Origin of the sequence: Aurantiacibacter atlanticus, from assembly GCF_001077815.2 — a bacterium.
Classification (GTDB): domain Bacteria; phylum Pseudomonadota; class Alphaproteobacteria; order Sphingomonadales; family Sphingomonadaceae; genus Alteraurantiacibacter; species Alteraurantiacibacter atlanticus.
Genome location: NZ_CP011310.1, coordinates 2,935,147 through 2,952,652, shown reverse-complemented (window position 1 = coordinate 2,952,652; position 17,506 = coordinate 2,935,147). Strand labels below are relative to the sequence as shown.

The 17,506-nt window shown below is 57.6% G+C and carries 13 protein-coding genes; 11 read left to right on the top strand and 2 right to left on the bottom strand.

Annotation, left to right across the window (positions count from 1 at the left end; translation table 11 throughout):
• Window positions 1-19: 19 nt before the first annotated feature.
• The 6 genes from CP97_RS14365 (at window position 20) to CP97_RS14340 (ending at window position 8,811) form a co-directional block, all read left to right on the top strand.
• On the top strand, window positions 20-1,096 hold the full coding sequence (locus CP97_RS14365; RefSeq protein ID WP_048887049.1) for an NAD(P)-dependent alcohol dehydrogenase: 1,077 nt from the start codon (window positions 20-22) through the stop codon (window positions 1,094-1,096).
• 98 nt (window positions 1,097-1,194) lie between these two features.
• Window positions 1,195-2,208 carry an AI-2E family transporter gene (locus CP97_RS14360; protein WP_227819617.1) on the top strand — a complete coding sequence of 338 codons (1,014 nt, stop codon included), beginning with the start codon at window positions 1,195-1,197 and terminating at the stop codon, window positions 2,206-2,208.
• Window positions 2,209-2,321: 113 nt separating this feature from the next.
• Complete coding sequence (locus CP97_RS14355) at window positions 2,322-3,845, top strand: efflux transporter outer membrane subunit (protein ID WP_082863843.1); 1,524 nt, start codon at window positions 2,322-2,324, stop codon at window positions 3,843-3,845.
• Window positions 3,842-4,915 carry an HlyD family secretion protein gene (locus CP97_RS14350; RefSeq protein ID WP_048886517.1) on the top strand — a complete coding sequence of 358 codons (1,074 nt, stop codon included), beginning with the start codon at window positions 3,842-3,844 and terminating at the stop codon, window positions 4,913-4,915. Before CP97_RS14355 ends, CP97_RS14350 begins: the two co-directional genes overlap by 4 nt.
• A complete protein-coding gene (gene rbbA, locus CP97_RS14345) occupies window positions 4,912-7,674 on the top strand; it encodes a ribosome-associated ATPase/putative transporter RbbA (protein ID WP_048886516.1) in 2,763 nt (920 codons plus the stop codon). The genes CP97_RS14350 and rbbA overlap by 4 nt, the downstream gene beginning before the upstream one ends.
• Before the next feature lie 3 nt (window positions 7,675-7,677).
• Window positions 7,678-8,811, top strand: a complete 1,134-nt coding sequence (locus CP97_RS14340; RefSeq protein ID WP_048886515.1) for an ABC transporter permease — start codon at window positions 7,678-7,680, stop codon at window positions 8,809-8,811.
• Window positions 8,812-8,933: 122 nt separating this feature from the next.
• On the opposite strand, the gene CP97_RS14335 is transcribed toward CP97_RS14340, so the two are convergent.
• On the bottom strand, window positions 8,934-9,872 hold the full coding sequence (locus CP97_RS14335; protein WP_048886514.1) for a DMT family transporter: 939 nt from the start codon (window positions 9,870-9,872) through the stop codon (window positions 8,934-8,936).
• Between the two features lie 341 nt (window positions 9,873-10,213).
• Window positions 10,214-10,741 (bottom strand): IclR family transcriptional regulator domain-containing protein, encoded by a 528-nt coding sequence (locus tag CP97_RS14330; protein ID WP_048886513.1) that lies wholly within the window; start codon window positions 10,739-10,741, stop codon window positions 10,214-10,216.
• Window positions 10,742-10,856: 115 nt separating this feature from the next.
• On the opposite strand from CP97_RS14330, the gene CP97_RS14325 reads away from it, so the two are divergent.
• The 5 genes from CP97_RS14325 to CP97_RS14305 all read left to right on the top strand — a co-directional run bounded on the left by CP97_RS14325 (window position 10,857) and on the right by CP97_RS14305 (window position 17,375).
• Window positions 10,857-11,627: a TonB-dependent receptor domain-containing protein gene (locus tag CP97_RS14325; protein ID WP_048886512.1), complete on the top strand. Its 771-nt coding sequence runs from the start codon at window positions 10,857-10,859 to the stop codon at window positions 11,625-11,627.
• A gap of 555 nt (window positions 11,628-12,182) precedes the next feature.
• Window positions 12,183-14,765 (top strand): TonB-dependent receptor plug domain-containing protein, encoded by a 2,583-nt coding sequence (locus tag CP97_RS14320; protein WP_048886511.1) that lies wholly within the window; start codon window positions 12,183-12,185, stop codon window positions 14,763-14,765.
• On the top strand, window positions 14,728-15,348 hold the full coding sequence (locus CP97_RS14315; protein WP_227819616.1) for a GNAT family N-acetyltransferase: 621 nt from the start codon (window positions 14,728-14,730) through the stop codon (window positions 15,346-15,348). Before CP97_RS14320 ends, CP97_RS14315 begins: the two co-directional genes overlap by 38 nt.
• Before the next feature lie 37 nt (window positions 15,349-15,385).
• Window positions 15,386-16,213, top strand: a complete 828-nt coding sequence (locus CP97_RS14310; RefSeq protein ID WP_048886510.1) for a sulfite exporter TauE/SafE family protein — start codon at window positions 15,386-15,388, stop codon at window positions 16,211-16,213.
• 31 nt (window positions 16,214-16,244) lie between these two features.
• On the top strand, window positions 16,245-17,375 hold the full coding sequence (locus tag CP97_RS14305) for a pyridoxal phosphate-dependent aminotransferase (RefSeq protein WP_048886509.1): 1,131 nt from the start codon (window positions 16,245-16,247) through the stop codon (window positions 17,373-17,375).
• Window positions 17,376-17,506: the final 131 nt, after the last annotated feature.

Genomic DNA, 17,506 nt, shown 5'->3' with positions numbered 1-17,506 from the left:
AATGGAAGGAGTCGAAGAGATGGACAGGCTTATGAAAGCGGCAATATTTATTGAGCCGGGGCGGATCATTCTCGGTGAAAAACCGGTTCCCGACGTCGGACCGCTGGATGCTTTGATCCGCATTACCACGACCACCATCTGCGGCACTGACGTACATATCCTCAAGGGCGAATATCCGGTTGAGAAGGGTCTGATTGTTGGTCACGAACCGGTTGGAGTTATCGAGAAGCTGGGCTCGGCGGTGACCGGCTATGAAGAGGGGCAGCGGGTAATTGCGGGGGCGATAACCCCGTCTGGAACCTCCTATGCTTCGCTATGCGGATTTCACGCCCAATGCGGCGGGCAGCACGGGCACGGCTGGAAAGCCGCAGGTGGCTGGCGATTCGGCAATACAATCGACGGCGCACAGGCCGAATTCCTCCTTGTCCCTGATGCGATGGCCAATCTTGCGCCCATTCCTGATGGGCTGAGTGACGAGCAGGTGCTGATGTGTCCCGACATCATGTCGACCGGCTTTAGCGGGGCCGAATCCGGTGGGATCAGCATTGGTGATACAGTAGCAGTTTTCGCGCAGGGTCCCATCGGTCTGTGTGCGACGGCGGGCGCACATATGATGGGGGCTACCACTATTATCGGGGTCGAGGCTGTGCCCGCGCGCATGGACATGGCCCGGAAGATGGGCGCGACCCATGTGGTTGATTTTTCCAAAGTCGACCCGGTCGACGAGATATTGAAAATTACCGGTGGGCGCGGGGTCGATGTCGCAATAGAAGCCCTGGGGACGCAACAGACCTTTGAAGGGGCCCTGCGTGTGCTTCGGCCGGGGGGTACGCTATCTTCGCTCGGGGTCTATTCTGCTGACCTCACCATCCCGCTCGATACTTTCTCGGCAGGGTTGGGCGATAATACCATCCGCACTAGCCTGTGCCCCGGAGGCAAGGAACGCATGCGGCGGCTCTTGGAAACCGTGGAAGCGGGCCGTGTGGACACTGCCCAGTTGGTTACGCATCACTATCCACTCGATGCAATCGAAGACGCCTATGAGCTGTTTTCCAATCAACGCGATGGCGTGCTCAAAGTCGCCATAACGCCCTGACCGCGCACTGGATCGCCAGCCATGCGAAAGCAAAGTTGATGCGGGAAGGGATTCAGATGGAACATGATCCACTGCCGCCGCTCTATTCGCGCATAGCGGTGGGCCTTCTGGTCCTGCTTGGTATTGTCTTTTGCTACCTGATTACCGCTCCCTTCATCCCGGCTCTGATCTGGTCATTCACGCTGGCTGTCTTGTTCGCTCCCCTTGAGAGCGCGCTTCGGGCGCACCTGTGCCATCCGGGAGTGTCCGTGACCTTGACCATGTCGATTGCTGCCATTTTGGTAGTCGCACCGGTTATCTTCGTCTCGGCAGCGCTGATCGAAAGTATCGTTGAAGGCGCCAATGCAATGAATGAATTCGTATCCGACGAAGATTGGCGTGGTCTGGCACGGGATTATCCAAACCTCTCGTCGGCTCTGTTCTGGCTGATCGATCATGTGAACGCACCGCAATTCCTGCAGACTGTCATTGCCCGCCTGGAAAACTGGGCTGCCAATCTTGTCATGGGTTCAATCGCCAGCATCATCACCCTGCTGATGACTTTCTATTTCCTCTTCTATCTTCTCCGCGACCGAAAATGGATAATTGAAGTCAGCGGGCGAATATCACCACTTTCAAAGCCGGAGTGCCGGGCGCTGACCGATCGGATGGAGAAAACCATCTTCGCTTCGGTATACGGGACTGCCGCTGTTTCTGCCCTGCAGGGGCTTCTGGGCGGGCTGGTTTTCTGGTGGCTCGGCCTTCCGTCCCCGGTCTTTTGGGGCGTTATCATGGGCTTGCTTGGTATTGTTCCGTTTCTAGGTGCGTTCATCGTCTGGGTGCCAGCATCGATTGCTCTGGCGCTTAACGGACAGTGGGGCTCGGCGATAATCCTGGCAGTCTGGGGAACCTTCATCGTCGGGCTGATCGATAACATCGTCTATCCAATTCTCGTGGGTCGTAGGCTGGCGCTTCATTCCATGCTGTCCTTCATAGCGATCGTCGGTGGAATTGTCGTTTTCGGAGCGCATGGCTTCGTGCTCGGTCCACTGATCGTTGCGGGAACGCAGAGTTTGTTGGAGATTCTGCGGAGCAGGATGGATGAAGACAGGACCTTGGTTCGATCGGCCTAGAAATATCTGCGCGTTCTGACAGCAATCAGGAAGTCTACGGATATCACTGCCGAATGATGGGAGCGATACCTCAAATCGAAGGACCTTCTTAGCAAAGGATTTGCGATATACGGATGGCGAGTTTCCGAGCCAATAAGGGTGGCAGCCCGGAGAGCTATTGCTCGGAACGGCTGGCCCCACCTCCGCCGAAGTGGAGTCGGTCGTTCGTCGCAATTGCTGTTGCAGCTCCATCGCTTCTGTTGTCGAGCTGCTCGTTTGCTCCGCCATCCACCCGATCGGTTGCTCCTGTTCCAGAACGCTACTTTCATTCGACCCCGGCAGGGCAATCAATTGCGCAGACCGGTTGGCAGGATTTCATACAGGATGAGTATTTGCGCGCGCTCATTTCGGTCGCGCTGGAAGAAAATCGCGACATCCACATTGCCGCAGCTCGCGTGGCACAGGCGCGGGCGGCTTGGCGCATTCAGGGGGCAGGTCTTTATCCCCGCCTGGATGCGATCGGCACCGGGACGAGGGGAAGGTCGCTGATCGAGTTGCCTGGAACAGGGCCGCTGCGCTACGATGTGGAGCAGGTTACCGCTCAGGTGAGTGGGGGTTGGGAAATCGACTTTTGGGGCCGCCTGCAAAACCTCAACGAAGCCGCCCGCAACCGATATTTGGCAAGTGAGGAAGGAAAGCGCGCCGTGGCCACTGGCCTGATCGCGCAGGTCGCCAGTCTCTATCTGCAGGAACGCGAATACACCGGCCGGCTGGCGCTGGCATCGCGCACCATTGCGACGCGTGAAGAGGCGCTGCGAATAATGCGCCGTCGCTATAAAGTGGGGGCCGGTTCGAAGTTGGAAGTAACCCAGGCACAGACCCTGTTGGCGCAAGCGCAGGGTACCTATGAAGCGCTGGAGCAAGAGCGGCACATCAATCACAACGCACTCACCGTGCTTGTCGGACAACCAGTGGAGGCAGCACTGCCCCCTCTGGATCTGGTAGAGGCACAGCCTGCCATCACGCTACCTGCGGGCCTGCCATCCGATCTGCTCGTGCAAAGGCCGGACATCATGGCGGCGGAATACCAATTACGCGCCGCAAACGCTGATATTGGTGCGGCCCGCGCTGCATTCTTCCCCAATATCCGCCTGACAGGGGCATTTGGCACCACCAGTACCGAACTGGACGGCCTGTTCGGTTCAGGCAGTGAGACATGGAGCTTTACCCCCAGCCTTACGCTGCCCCTGTTCCATGGCGGGCAGCTGGCAGCTAATCTCGATCTTGCGAGTGCCCGGCAAGTGGAGGCCGTGGCAAATTACGAGCAGACGGTTCAGCTTGCCTTCCGCGATGTGTCCAACGCGCTGGTCCAGCGTGAGCAATTGGCAAGACAGATCGCGACGACAAGCGGTGCGCTCAGTGCTCTGCGCGAACGCGCGCGACTGGCGCAACTGCGCTTCGACAATGGCCGTTCGGCCTATCTCGAAGTGCTCGATGCCCAGCGCGATCTTTTTGAAACCGAGCAGGTGCTGGTGCGATTGCAGCGTGCCTATCAGGCGGCAGGGGTCGGGCTTTACACCGCGCTTGGTGGCGGCTTTCCGGCAGACAACCCGGATAAGCGCGCACCTTCGCAACAGACTGGAGAGCAATCGCAATGACATCATCCCGCAAGACCTGGCTGATCAGGGGCGCGATTGCGGCTGCCGTGCTGTTTGCTCTCTACCTCGGCTGGCAGATGCTTGATGGAGACGAATTGCCCGACGGAATCATCAGTGGCAACGGCCGCATCGAAGCGGTCGAAATAGACGTATCGGCCAAGATACCTGGCCGGGTCGACGCGATCCTAGTGGATGAGGGCGAATTTGTCGAAGCAGATCAGATCGTTGCCCGCATGGATACCGAAACCCTGCTTGCGCAAAAGGCCGAGGCCGAAGCCCGACTTGCGCAGGCCGTCAATGGTATCCAGATTGCCCAAAGCCAGGTCGCTCAGCAGTTGAGCAATCGCGCTGCAGTCACAGCCATGGTTCGCCAGCGCGAGGCAGAGCTGGTTGCCGCACGAGGGCGGCTGGCCCGATCGACGACACTCGCTGAAGAGGGCGCTACCTCAATGCAGGAACGCGACGACAATGCCGCGCAAGCCGAAAGCGCGGCAGCGGCGGTCGAAGCTGCACAGGCGCAGGTTTCCGCGGTAGACGCCGCCATTCAAACAGCCCGAAGCCAGATCGGCGCAGCCCGTGCGCAAGTCGATGCCGCACGTGCAACGGTGGCGCGAATCGATGCTGAAATCGGGGACAGCGCCCTACGCACTCCCACTGATGGGCGGGTGCAATACCTCGTTGCGCAGCCCGGCGAGGTGATTGGCGGCGGCGGGCGGGTACTCAATCTCGTCAATCTGGGTGATGTCTACATGACTCTGTTCCTGCCCGAAGCGGTCGCTGGCCGTGTCGCTCTAGGCACGGAGGTCCGCATCGTGCTGGATGCCGCGCCCGAAATGGTTGTGCCCGCCAGGGTCAGCTTCGTCGCCGATGTCGCCCAGTTCACGCCAAAGACAGTGGAAACCGCGGATGAAAGGCAGAAGCTGATGTTCAGGGTGCGGGCGCAGATCGATCCTGAACTGCTCCAGCGCAATCTGGCCCAGGTCAAGACCGGTCTTCCGGGGGTCGCCTATGTGCGCGTGGACAAGGCTACCCCATGGCCTGACGAGCTGGCGGTCAATGTCCCGCAATGACAAGTCCTGACACTGAACCGCTTGCCCGTCTTGCAGGGGTAAGCCTGCATTATGGCGAAGTCGCAGCGCTAGAGGAGGTGGATCTGACCATACCCGCCAGGCGGATGGTGGCGATGATCGGCCCGGACGGGGTAGGCAAATCCAGCCTATTTTCCCTCCTTGCAGGGGCCCGCGCCATTCAGCAGGGAGAGGTCGAGGTGCTGGGCGGCGATATGGCGGACCGCCAGCACCGCGCGGCGGCCTGCCCCCGCATTGCCTATATGCCGCAGGGTCTTGGCAAAAACCTTTATCCCACGCTGTCGGTAGAGGAAAATCTGGACTTTTTCGGACGGTTGTTCGGTCAGCCGTCGGCGGAGCGCGAACGCCGCATTGCCGACCTAACCGAAAGTACAGGACTGGACCCGTTCCGCAACCGTCCCGCGGGCAAGCTTTCAGGCGGGATGAAGCAGAAGCTCGGGCTATGCTGCGCGCTCATCCATGACCCCGACTTTCTTCTGCTCGACGAACCCACCACCGGCCTGGACCCGCTTTCAAGGGCGCAGTTCTGGGAACTGATCGAACGTATCCGAACGCGGCGCCCTGATATGAGCGTGCTCGTCGCCACGGCGTATATGGAAGAGGCTGCGCGCTTCGACTGGCTGATCGCGATGGATGCGGGCCGGATTCTGGCCGATGGGACACCACAGGATTTCTATGAGCGGACCGGCGAGACTGCGCTGGAGAAAGCCTTTATTGCTCTGTTGCCGCAAGATCGCCGCGAAGGTCACAGGCCCGTTACGATTCCCCCGCGCAGTGATGGCAGCGACGCGCAGATCGCGATCGAGGCGAAAGGCCTTACCATGCGGTTTGGCGATTTCACTGCAGTCGATCACGTCGATTTCGAGATCGAACGGGGGGAGATTTTCGGATTTCTTGGCTCCAACGGGTGCGGAAAATCGACGACCATGAAGATGCTGACTGGCCTTCTGCAGGCCAGCGAGGGACAGGCTTGGCTGTTCGGAAAATCAATCGGTCATAACGACATGGAGATCCGTCGCCGGGTCGGCTATATGAGCCAGGCCTTCTCGCTCTATTCCGAGCTTACCGTGCGCCAGAATCTGGAGTTGCACGCCCGGTTATTCCACCTTCCCCCCGACGACATCCCTGATCGGGTGAAGGAGATGGCGCAGCGTTTCGATCTCACCGATATCATGGAAAAGCTGCCCGCCGCGCTGCCTCTGGGGCAGCGCCAGCGGCTCAGTCTGGCGGTGGCCATGATTCACAAACCGGAAATCCTGATCCTTGATGAACCGACCTCCGGCGTGGACCCGATCGCGCGGGACCAGTTCTGGCGGATGATGATCGACCTGTCGCGGCGCGACAAGGTGACTATCTTTATATCTACCCACTTCATGAACGAGGCGGAACGCTGCGATCGCATTTCGCTGATGCATGCGGGTCAAGTGCTGGTCAGCGACACGCCGCAGGCCATCGCCGCAAGCCGCGGCAATGGCGATAATCTGGAAGAAGCCTTTATTGCTTACCTGAAAGAGGCCAGCGAGGACGATGCGGCTCAGCTTGATTCTGACCCTTCGCAGGCGGTGCCTGAATCGCTAACCGCCGGTGCGAATCGCGCAGGACCGGCAGGCGGCTGGCTGACCTACCGGCGAATGATGAGCTATGCCTGGCGCGAGGGGCTGGAATTGCGGCGAGACCCGATCCGCGCCACGCTGGCAATGGTCGGCAGCGTCATACTCCTGTTTATTATGGGTTATGGCATCAGCATGGATGTGGAGGATCTGACCTTTGCAGTGCTTGACCGGGATGGAACGACAACCAGCCAGAATTATGTGTTGAATCTGACCGGTTCTCGCTATTTCATCGAACGCCCGCCGATCACCGATTATGGCCAGCTAGACCGCAGGATGCGTTCTGGCGAACTGAGTGTGGCGATTGAAATACCACCGAATTTCGCGCGTAACCTGCGGCGTGGCAGTCCAACCGAGATCGGCGTGTGGGTAGATGGTGCAATGCCGATGCGGGCGGAAACGACCCAAGGCTATGTTCAGGCTCTGCACGCCCAATGGCTGGGCGATATGGCGGTGCGCGAACTGGGTGTAAGACCTCAGGCCGGCCCGGTCGATATTGCTCTTCGCTATCGCTATAATCCCGATGTCGAAAGCCTGGTGGCCATCGCACCGGCGGTGATTCCCATCCTTCTCATGCTGTTTCCGGCCATGCTGACAGCGCTCAGCGTGGTGCGGGAAAAAGAGCTGGGCTCGATCGTCAATTTCTACGTCACTCCGATCAGCCGCGTAGAATTTCTGCTAGGCAAGCAGCTGCCCTATGTGGCGCTGGCCATGATCAATTATTTGCTGCTGGTCTTTCTGGCCGTGGCCGCCTTCGGCGTACCGATTACCGGCAGTTTCGCGGTCATGACACTTGGCGCGCTGTTATATGTCTTGTCGTCGACCGCGCTGGGTCTGCTATTCTCGGTATTCCTGCGCAGTCAGATTGCGGCGATGTTCGCAACCGCCATCGGCACCATCCTTCCCACGGTAGAATTTTCCGGACTGATTGATCCGATTTCCTCGCTGGAAGGGGCAGGGGCGGTGATTGGCACCGTGTTTCCGGCAACATGGTTTGTCACCATCTGCCGGGGCGTTTTCTCCAAGGGGCTGGGTCTGTTTGACCTATGGGGCCCCTTGCTGATCCTGTTGGTTACCTATCCTGTCATTCTCGGCATATCCGTGGTATTTCTACGCAAGCAGGAGCGGTGAACCATGGACCGAGCCGCGAAAACTGCCAATATCTATCGCCTTGGAATCAAGGAATTGCGCAGCCTGTGGCGCGACCCGATGATGATGATCCTGATCATCTACGCCTTCTCGTTCAGCATCTATGTTTCGGGCACGGCCATGCCTGAAACGCTGCATAAAGCCCCCATCGCCATCACCGATGAAGATCAGTCACAGCTTTCCCGCCGCATCGTAAGCGCCTTCTACCCGCCGCATTTCGTCAGTCCGGCAATGGTCGGTCTGGACGAGGTGGACCGGGGCATGGATGCAGGCCACTTTACGTTCGCGCTTGATATCCCGCCCGGTTTCCAGCGCGACGTGCTGGCCGGGCACCGCCCGACGATACAGCTCAACGTTGATGCAACGCGCATGAGTCAGGCATTTAGTGGAGGCGGCTATATCCAGCAGATCGTTCAGGCCGAGGTGGCTGAATTCACCCGCGGTACGCGCGCCGGGCCGCCGCCGCCGATCGAGCTCGCCGTGCGCCAGCGGTTCAATCCCACCCTGGCCCAGAGTTGGTTCGGCTCGCTGATGGCAATCATCAACAATGTTACCATGCTTTCCATCATCCTGACCGGCGCGGCCCTGATCCGCGAGCGCGAACATGGCACTATCGAGCACCTGCTTGTAATGCCGATCACACCGTTTGAAATCATGGCGGGTAAGGTGTGGGCGATGAGCCTTGTGGTGCTGATGGCCTGTGCCTTCGCCCTGAAAATAGTGGTCGAAGGCGTTCTTGCGGTTCCTGTCGAAGGCTCTGCCCTGCTTTTTCTGGCGGGGGCCGGGCTGCATCTGTTCGCCACCACCTCCATGGGCATATTCATGGGTACGATCGCGCGTTCTATGCCCCAGTTTGGCCTGCTCCTGATGCTGGTCCTTCTGCCGCTGCAAATGCTGTCAGGCGGGGCGACCCCGCGCGAGAGCATGCCCGAATTCGTCCAGACCGTAATGCTTGCAGCGCCTACCACGCATTTTGTGAAGATGGCCCAGGCGATTCTCTACCGCGGTGCCGGGTTCGACGTCGTATGGCCCCAGTTCCTGGCCATCGCCGCGATAGGCGCTGCGTTCTTTATTGTCGCCCTCAGGCGGTTCGGACAGACGATCACGACAATGGCCTGAGCTTCTTTCGATATGTCACGTTCACGGAAGGCGGGGTTGAATGTCCAGCGAACAGATCGACCATAATCCTGGCGCCGATCCTGACCGCGAATCGTGCTGTCGATCATTCGCTTGCGAACCTTTTAGTGAACCTTGACCCTGGTTCGTCTTGAAATGAGAATTGACACGACAACCATCAGCGCTCCTACGAAATGGTAGTCTTCGAATCGTTCGCCCAGCAGGGGTACTGCCATGGTGACACCGAAAACCGCGGGCAGGTTCATATATATTCCAACCCGAGCGGATCCGATCAGTGACACTGCTCGGTTGAACAGAGCGTAGGACGCCAAAGATGGGAAAATGCCGACATATAATAACGCGCCGATCGCCTCTGGGGATGGCATGCTGACACCGTTGACAAGCAGATGTCCGACGTAAGGTATGGCAAGAGAGGAAGCCCCGACCGCGAATAATACGCTCAGTAAGGAAAGGTGATGGATGGTCGGTGCCTTTCGCAGGAACGTCGCGTAAGCTGCGTAGAGAAAGACTGCCGCCAACGCGAGCAAGTCACCGCGATTGAGCGCGCCGATTTCCAGATTAGTGGGGTCGCCGCGTGTCATGATCCATATGATGCCGCCGATGGAAATTAGGGCGCAGACATAGTGTAATGGCGGAATGCGATCGCGGAAGATCAGGGCCGGCATTACCAACGTCATGATCGGCATTGTTGCCTGCAACAACAGATTGTTCGTCGCTGTCGTCCATTGCAGGCTTGCATAAACGAGATAGGCAAACAGGCCGAGTCCGCCGGCCCCGAGAACTGTGAGAAAAGGCAAGGATTGCTTAATGGAAGGCAAATCTTTCCGGACATGACGCCATGCGAAGGGGGCGACAATGACCAAAGCAATTATCCACCGCCAGAATGCGATCGAGACTGGTGAAAGAAGGTCGCGGGCTGCTCGACCGACAATCGGATTAAGCGCCCAAAAAAAGGAAGCCAAGCAAAGCAGGAGGGCAGGCGATTGCCAGAAACTGAAGCGCGTCAGCAGGCCGTTATCTGGATCGAACAAGGTCTTACGCAAACCACAATCTCCTCTCTGCAAATCAGGATTCGTCGCCCTTGAGCATGGACGATAGGCACACCTCCCATGCAGCGCTCAACCCTGGATCAGTCTCCAATGTGGTAATGACCGCAATCGTAGGCAGGCCCAGACTTGGCACAAAATTCTCACATGTCATGAATATCATTCGGTTCGGCCGTGAGCTGCTTGGTGTCGAAGGATCGCACGCTACGCAAGCTTTATCCCACACTTGCTAGGCCAACGAGTGACAATCGAGCGGTGTAAGAGGGCCCTCTCTTACAGCAGAATGCTTCTGCAGAAGGGCCAACTGTATTAGTCCGGCAATCCCGTCTGGATCTGGCCTATTGCAAAACGAAAGAGCTCACCATGCTTGTTATGGTATTTCCCGCCTTTCGGAGTTCATGCAAATCGCGATGAACGTCAGGGAAGTAATTACCTGGAAGGTCCTTGCGTGACAGCGATATTGCCAGCGGGAAGTCCAGTACATCCGAAATTATCGGAGCGGCTATGCAGATAGGGTCTTCCTGGATCTCTCGATTATCGATGGCGTATTGCTTCTTCTTGACCTTCTGTATTTCTTCCCGGAGTTTATCCGGATCTGTAATAGTATTCTTCGTTAATGACTGGAATTCCCCTGCCTTTAAATACGTTTCGAACGATTTACTATCCAAATTCGACAGCAATACCTTCGCCAGGCCGCTGCAACACCCTTCCAGCTGCATTGTCTCCTGGGTGAAGAGGATTTTCCCTTCTTGTGCGGACTTGATGATGTAGGTCACCATGTCATCGTCCCAGGTCCCCATATGGCTTACGCCATTCAATTTGCTGGAGAGTTTGGCCAAGATGGGCCGGGCAATCTTGCGTAACATTTCACGTTTCGAGCAGTGTCCGGAGATAGCCTGTAATGTTGGGCCTGGGACGTAGCTTCCCCGGCGAAGGCGAGTCAAAAAGCCCCGATCGGTAAGCGCTGCGACATGCCGATAAATGCAGTATGACTTCACCGACGATGTGATGGGTTATTTCGTCTTCCAGCAGGGCTACAAAGGCGGTGGTTTCAATTTTGCAGTGGTAGGCGGAGACCCCTTCCTTCCAGAAAAGATCACATCCTATGAAGCGGGTCTCAGATCCACCCTTTTGGATGGCGGTGTCACAGCCAATCTCACTGGTTTCTACTATGATTACGAGGACCTGCAGGTCTTCAAGAATTTGACCGTGCAGGCATTGGTGGAAAACGCTCCCAAAAGCCGGGTAAAAGGCGTTGAATTGGAGCTTGTTGGCTATGTGACTGACAATACGACAATTCAATTTGCCGGAACGTATCTCGACGCGGAATTCGTGAGTTATTCGGAAGATGATGTGATCTTTCCCGGTATTGATCTTGAAGATTTGTCTGGAAATCCACTCAACCGAGCGCCCGATTTCTCGTTCATGCTCGGCGTGGATCACGAGATCCCTTTGAACTCCGAGGTTCTCGATAGCATCAGATTCCGGGGGGAAGTCAGCTATACGGATGATATCTCTTTCCGTCCATTCAACAGGGAGGAAGATATTCAGGAAGGCTATGCTTTGCTGAATGCGTATATGGTGCTGTCGGGAAGGAATGATGCCTATTCGCTGCGTATTTTCGGACGCAATTTGACCGATAAAGCCTATTATAGCCAGATCCAGGGCGGCGGATTGCCTATCGGCGGATATCGCAAAGGCGAATGGTCTCCCCCGCGGACCTTTGGGATAGAATTGACGACCCGCTTCTAGTGCTGGGACGCGCTATCTCCATTAGGTGATGGCGGCGACGTTGGCACTTGTAGCCATCAGACGTCTTGATGTTGCGATCGAAGCTGGTTTGAGATTCTCAGCCAGTCTTCGGCGCGGCAGGATATGCGCTTAACTAGCTTACGGTGGGCTCTACGGGAACTCCTGCGTGGAGCCGCGCACCGATGCTAGAGCAGGCGCGGTCGCATGATTGGAATAGCCCGTCATTATCAGAGTGAATTTGATGGATACTCAGTACAGCTTGCTGCCATCACTGGTCTGAAGAGAAAATCTCGATCGTCCTAAGCCGTCCGCTCCTACCAGCCGGATGCGACCGCAAGTGAGAAATTTGCTGCAATGCAAAAAACTATTGCCACGTCGCCCGGCATTTGGCACATCTTGTGCACACAGAGTAATTCTTGAAAGGAAAATGCATAGAATACCGCAATCGTGAAATCACATTGCGAAGCGGTATCATAGGTAACATGGCGACGGCTGAATACAGCCCGTCGGGAGAGGCAAGAGGAGAGGAGACTTACCACTGTCAGGGGGTCTTCCATGCATCATTACCGTACCGATTCCATGCTCGCCTTGGCTTGCGGAATATTCGCGCCCAGCGCAGCCTTCGCTCAGGCGATAGACATAGACGATCCGATCCAGCCTGCTGAGGCGATCATAGTTACCGGGTCCAGGGGGTTGGAGCGCACAGTCGCTGATTCCCCTGTGCCGGTCGATGTCTTTTCCGAAGAAGCGATCAACTCGGTGTCCTTTACCGATACCAACGATGTCCTGAAGACACTCGTCCCGTCATACACAGTATCGCGCCAGCCGATCTCCGACGGCTCGAGTTTTATCCGGCCCGCTTCGATGCGTGGCCTGCCGACCGACAAGACTCTGGTGTTGGTCAATTCCAAACGCCGCCATCGCGCCGCATTGGTGACGATTGGCGGATCGGGCACGCAAGGTCCCGATATCGCCACGATTCCCACAATCAGCCTCGCCTCGGTCGAGGTGCTGCGTGACGGCGCGGCCGCGCAATACGGGTCCGACGCTATCGCGGGGGTCATCAATTTCCTGCTCAAGGACGATCCGCATGGCGTCGATCTGGAAGCGGAAATCGGAGAATTCTACGAGGGCGACGGCTTCGAATACAAATTTGCCGGCAACATCGGCCTACCCTTGGGAGACATGGGTTTCATCAATTTGTCGGCTGAATATTCGAACGCGGATTCGACGAACCGGGCCCAACAATATTGCGAAAGCTTCTTTTGCGTAACCGAATATGCGGCGTTGCCAGGCAATGAGGATTACGCCGCCGCGGTCGAGGGGATTGACACGATACAGCCTTGGGGCCGGCCTAGCGGGGAGGCGGTGCGCACCTTTGTCAACGCAGGCTATGAGCTCTCCGCAGCTGCAGAAGTCTACGCCTTCGGCAATTATTCGTGGAGCACATCCACAACCAATTTCTTCTATCGCTATCCCGCCAATGGCACGATCGAGGATCTGCGGCTGGAAGACGGTTCGATCTATAATCCTACAGAACGTTTTCCCGGAGGCTTCACACCACTGTTCAGCGGAGATGTCGAAGATTATTCTGCGCTGGGCGGCATCCGCGGCGATATTTCGAGCGCATTCTCTTACGATTTCTCGTTACGATATGGCCGAAGCGAAATCTCCTACCTCCTGGAGAATACGATCAATCCCTCCCTCGGGCCGGAATCGCCAACCAGTTTTAAACCAGGCGATCTCATCAATGATGAACTACAGTTTCAGGCTGATTTCATGCTCACCCACGATGTCGGGCTGGCCAGTGAAATTGCCCTGGCCTTTGGCGGGACGTATTTCGAGGAAGGTTATGAAACAGTCGAGGGTGAACTCGCCTCGTACCATGCAGGACCGTTTGGTTCGCCTGACCCGTTTGATTTCTGCAACACTGACGGAACACCAACGCTTGCTGGCTCGTCTTTATCGTTCTCTGCCGGGCTTAATTGCGCCGATCCTGCCGATCCGGTCTATCAGGTAGTTGGCGTAGGCTCCAACGGCTTTCCCGGATATTCTCCCGAATTTTCCGGTAGCTATGATCGCGATAGCTACAGCTTTTACGGCAACATCGGTGCAGATGTGACCGATAGGCTATTTCTTGAAGGTGCTCTGAGGTTCGAGAATTACTCGGACTTTGATTCTCAGCTCATCTACAAGGTGGCAGGTCGGTTTGAGATACTTGACGGACTGGGTATCCGTGCCTCGCACGGTACGGGGTTTCGCGCGCCTACACCTGGCCAACAGGGCACCACCAATGTTTCCACCCGAATACCCAACGGGTTCCCCGTCGCCACCGGCCTCTTTCCCGCCAGCAGCGCAATCGCCGCAGCGCTAGGCGCAGTGCCCCTGGAACCGGAAACATCGACCAATTGGACGGCAGGCATCAGCGGCGCGTTCGGCGGTCTAACTTATTCGATCGACTATTACCGCATCGAACTGGAAGATCGGTTGCAGGCTCGATCCACCATCACCGTGGTCGATGATTGCATTCCCTCGACACCGGAAATCGATTCCGAATGCATCGGCTTTCGCGGCAGGATGATCGATGCCGGGGTCGCCGGGGCCCAATCCATAGGCGGTGTGTTCTATTTTCAGAACCTGTTCGACACCGTCACCCAAGGCGTCGACATCGTGCTGTCTTACTCCCAGTCATGGAGCGGGGGCACCAGCGGGCTCGTAGCGGCGATCAATTACAATGAGACCGAGTTCGACGGCGATGTACCCGCCCAGTTCAATGCTGAGGACCAGTATGATTTCCTCAATGCGGAACCGAACTGGCGCGCAGTCTTCACCGCCACGCACGAGACCGGACCGTTCAATTTTCTCGCCCGTGCCAATTATTACGGGCCCTATTCCAACTCCGACGGTGCGGGCGGCCCGCTGATCTCTCAGGATTTCGACTCCGAATTGTTGATCGACGTCGAGGCCAGTTACACTTGGCGCGACATGCTGACCTTATCGATCGGCGCTCGCAACGTCTTCGACAATTATCCGGAGCCGGGCGAGTTCGAGGTTTGTTGCGGCCGGATCTATCGTTCGGACTCGATCGTCGACTGGCAGGGTGGCTATTATTATGCTCGTCTGCGCGCCAGTTTCTGATCCTCGCGGTCCGTCCCCGCTTTCCGGGATCGATCCGGAGGGCGACGGCGCGTCCCGATCATTCACTCTGCGCCTAGCCACCATGGCGGACGCCGCGGCGATTGCAGAATTGATCGATGCCTCGCTAACCGCACTACTCGCCGATCTGCTGACGCCTGCACAGATTGCGCATAGTCGCACCTTTATGGCGCTCGACAGGCAGTTGATCGAGGACCGGACCTATTTCCTCGTCACTGACCAGTCTTGCCGGATCTTGGGCTGTGGCGGCTGGAGCTTCCGCGCCACGCTTTACGGGGGCGATCGCAGCGCGGGACGCGATGACATACGGCTCGATCCCCAGAGTGATTCAGCGCGCATCAGGGCGATGTACACCCGCCCCGGCTTTGCCCGCCGCGGAATCGGGCGAATGATACTGGAAGAATCCGAAAAAGCAGCCGCGAGGGCGGGGTTCGGCGCAGCAATATTGCACGCGACCCTGGGTGGAGAGCCTCTCTACCGGACGTGCGGATACCACGAAATCTCACGCAGCCTCGATGGCGGCTTTCCGATTGTGATCATGGGAAAGGATCTCACTTGCCTCTAACCATATCGTTTTCACCACAAGCTTCGGACCATGCCTGATGGAGCTGATTATCGAATGGGCGTGGATCATCGCCCTCATGCTCGGTGCAGGTTTGCTGGCAGGATTTGCCGCTGGCCTGTTCGGGATCGGCGGCGGTTTCGTGGTGGTTCCGGCGTTATATGTGCTTCTGCCGCTGATCGGGACGCAGGCCGAGGAATTGTCTCACGTCGCGGTCGGCACTTCGCTGGCGACCATCATCGTTACCTCGCTCCGGTCGATGCAGAGCCATGCCCGACGCGGCGCAGTGGACTTCGTGATCCTGAAATCATGGGCTCCCTGGATCGTGGTAGGTTCGCTTGCCGGCGTGCTGCTCGCATCACGAGTGAGCAGTGCTGGTCTGGCGATCATATTCGGCATCGGAGTGCTGATGATGGCTGTCCATTTCCTCTACCCTGTGTTGAGGTCGGTTCAGCTGGGTACAGAAATGCCGGGCGGGGCGGGGCGATCGGCTCTGGCGACAGGCCTGGGGGCCTTCTCCTCGCTGCTGGGCATCGGTGGCGGGACCATCGCGATCATCGTCATGACGCTATACGGACGCGACATTCACCGCGCCATCGGGACAGCATCGGGGGTCGGGGTGATCATTGCTCTGCCCGGCACGTTGGGATTCATGGCCATCGGTTGGGGAGCATCGGGGCTGCCGCCGTTGTCGCTCGGCTATGTCAACCTGCTGGGGGCCTGCGCCATCGTGATCACATCCTACGTCTCGGCGCCGTGGGGCGTCGCCTTGGCGCATCATCTCAGCCCCAAATGGCTGCAACGCGTCTTCGGCTTTTATCTGGTGTTCGTGGGACTGCTTATGATCCGCAACGGACTGGCCGCATGACCGATATCGCACTTTCAGAAGGGAGATACCAATGCTCGACTTTTCTCGCCGTTCAATGATCCTGGGGGCCACTGCTGGGGGCACCACACTCATGGCTCGTGGCGCACTCGCTCAATCGCCGCTCGACCAAGCGAAACCCGATCCCGGCAGCCCGCCGGTATTCGGCCCACCAGAAGGGGTGGCGCTGCTGTCCCGCAACGAAAATCCCTTCGGTCCCTCGCCCAGCGCGTTGGGCGCAATATACGACAGCGCCAGTAAGGGCTGTTATTACGCCGACGGCGGCGTACGCAAGCTGACCGAAATGATAGCTGCTCGGTTCGGGCTCGACACCGGTAATGTCCTCGTCAGTTCCGGTTCGACCGAAGCGCTCAGCGCTGCCGCTCTGGCCCTGCCAGATGGCAAGGCAATCCTGTGTCCCGAATTGTTCTGGGACACCACGGTCCTCTATGGCCAGCGCAAGGGTGTCGCGGTCAACCGCGTACCGATGGAAGAGGATATGAGCGTCAGCCTCGAACGTATGGCCGCCGCGATCGGACCGGATGTGGGCATGGTCCAGATCTGCAATCCCAACAATCCGACCGGGATAATCATTGACGGCGATGCCATGCGCAGCTTCGTGGAGAACATTGATCCTTCTGTCACCATCCTGGTGGACGAAGCCTATAATGAACTAGCGGATCGTCCCGATTACTATTCGGTTGCCAATCTCGTTAAAGACCACCCCAACCTGATCGTATGCCGCACCTTTTCCAAGATCTACGGTCTTGCGGGAATGCGTGTGGGCTATGCCCTCGCTGCACCCGCGACGGTGGAGAAGCTGCGAGGCTATCTGATGAGTTTTGGCGGGAATACGGCGGGTCTTGCTGCTGCGATCGCCTCTTACGAGGACGAGGCTTTCACGCGCTATTCCAAGCACCAGATTGTGCAAGGGCGTGAGATGATCCTGACGGCAGTGGAGGCGGCGGGTCTGGAGGCGCTGCCATCCCAGACAAATTTCGTTTACGTGAAGGTGCCTGATGCTGACGCTTTGCAACAACGCATGCGCGAAAATGGCGTGATGATCCGTGGAGCCTATGGCGAATGGACCACATGGTCCCGGGTTAGCACAGGCAAGCTGCCCGACGTGCAACGATACGCGCAACTCCTGCCACAATTGGTCTAGGCCGAGTAGGTAATTTAGAGCCAGTATCTGGTAGTGGCCATGGGGATTGGATAGCAATGATCCCGCGTCCTCATGGCGGCGAAATATCGGCCAGCGTTGGCATTACAGACACGGCTTTCTAGACCCCCGAT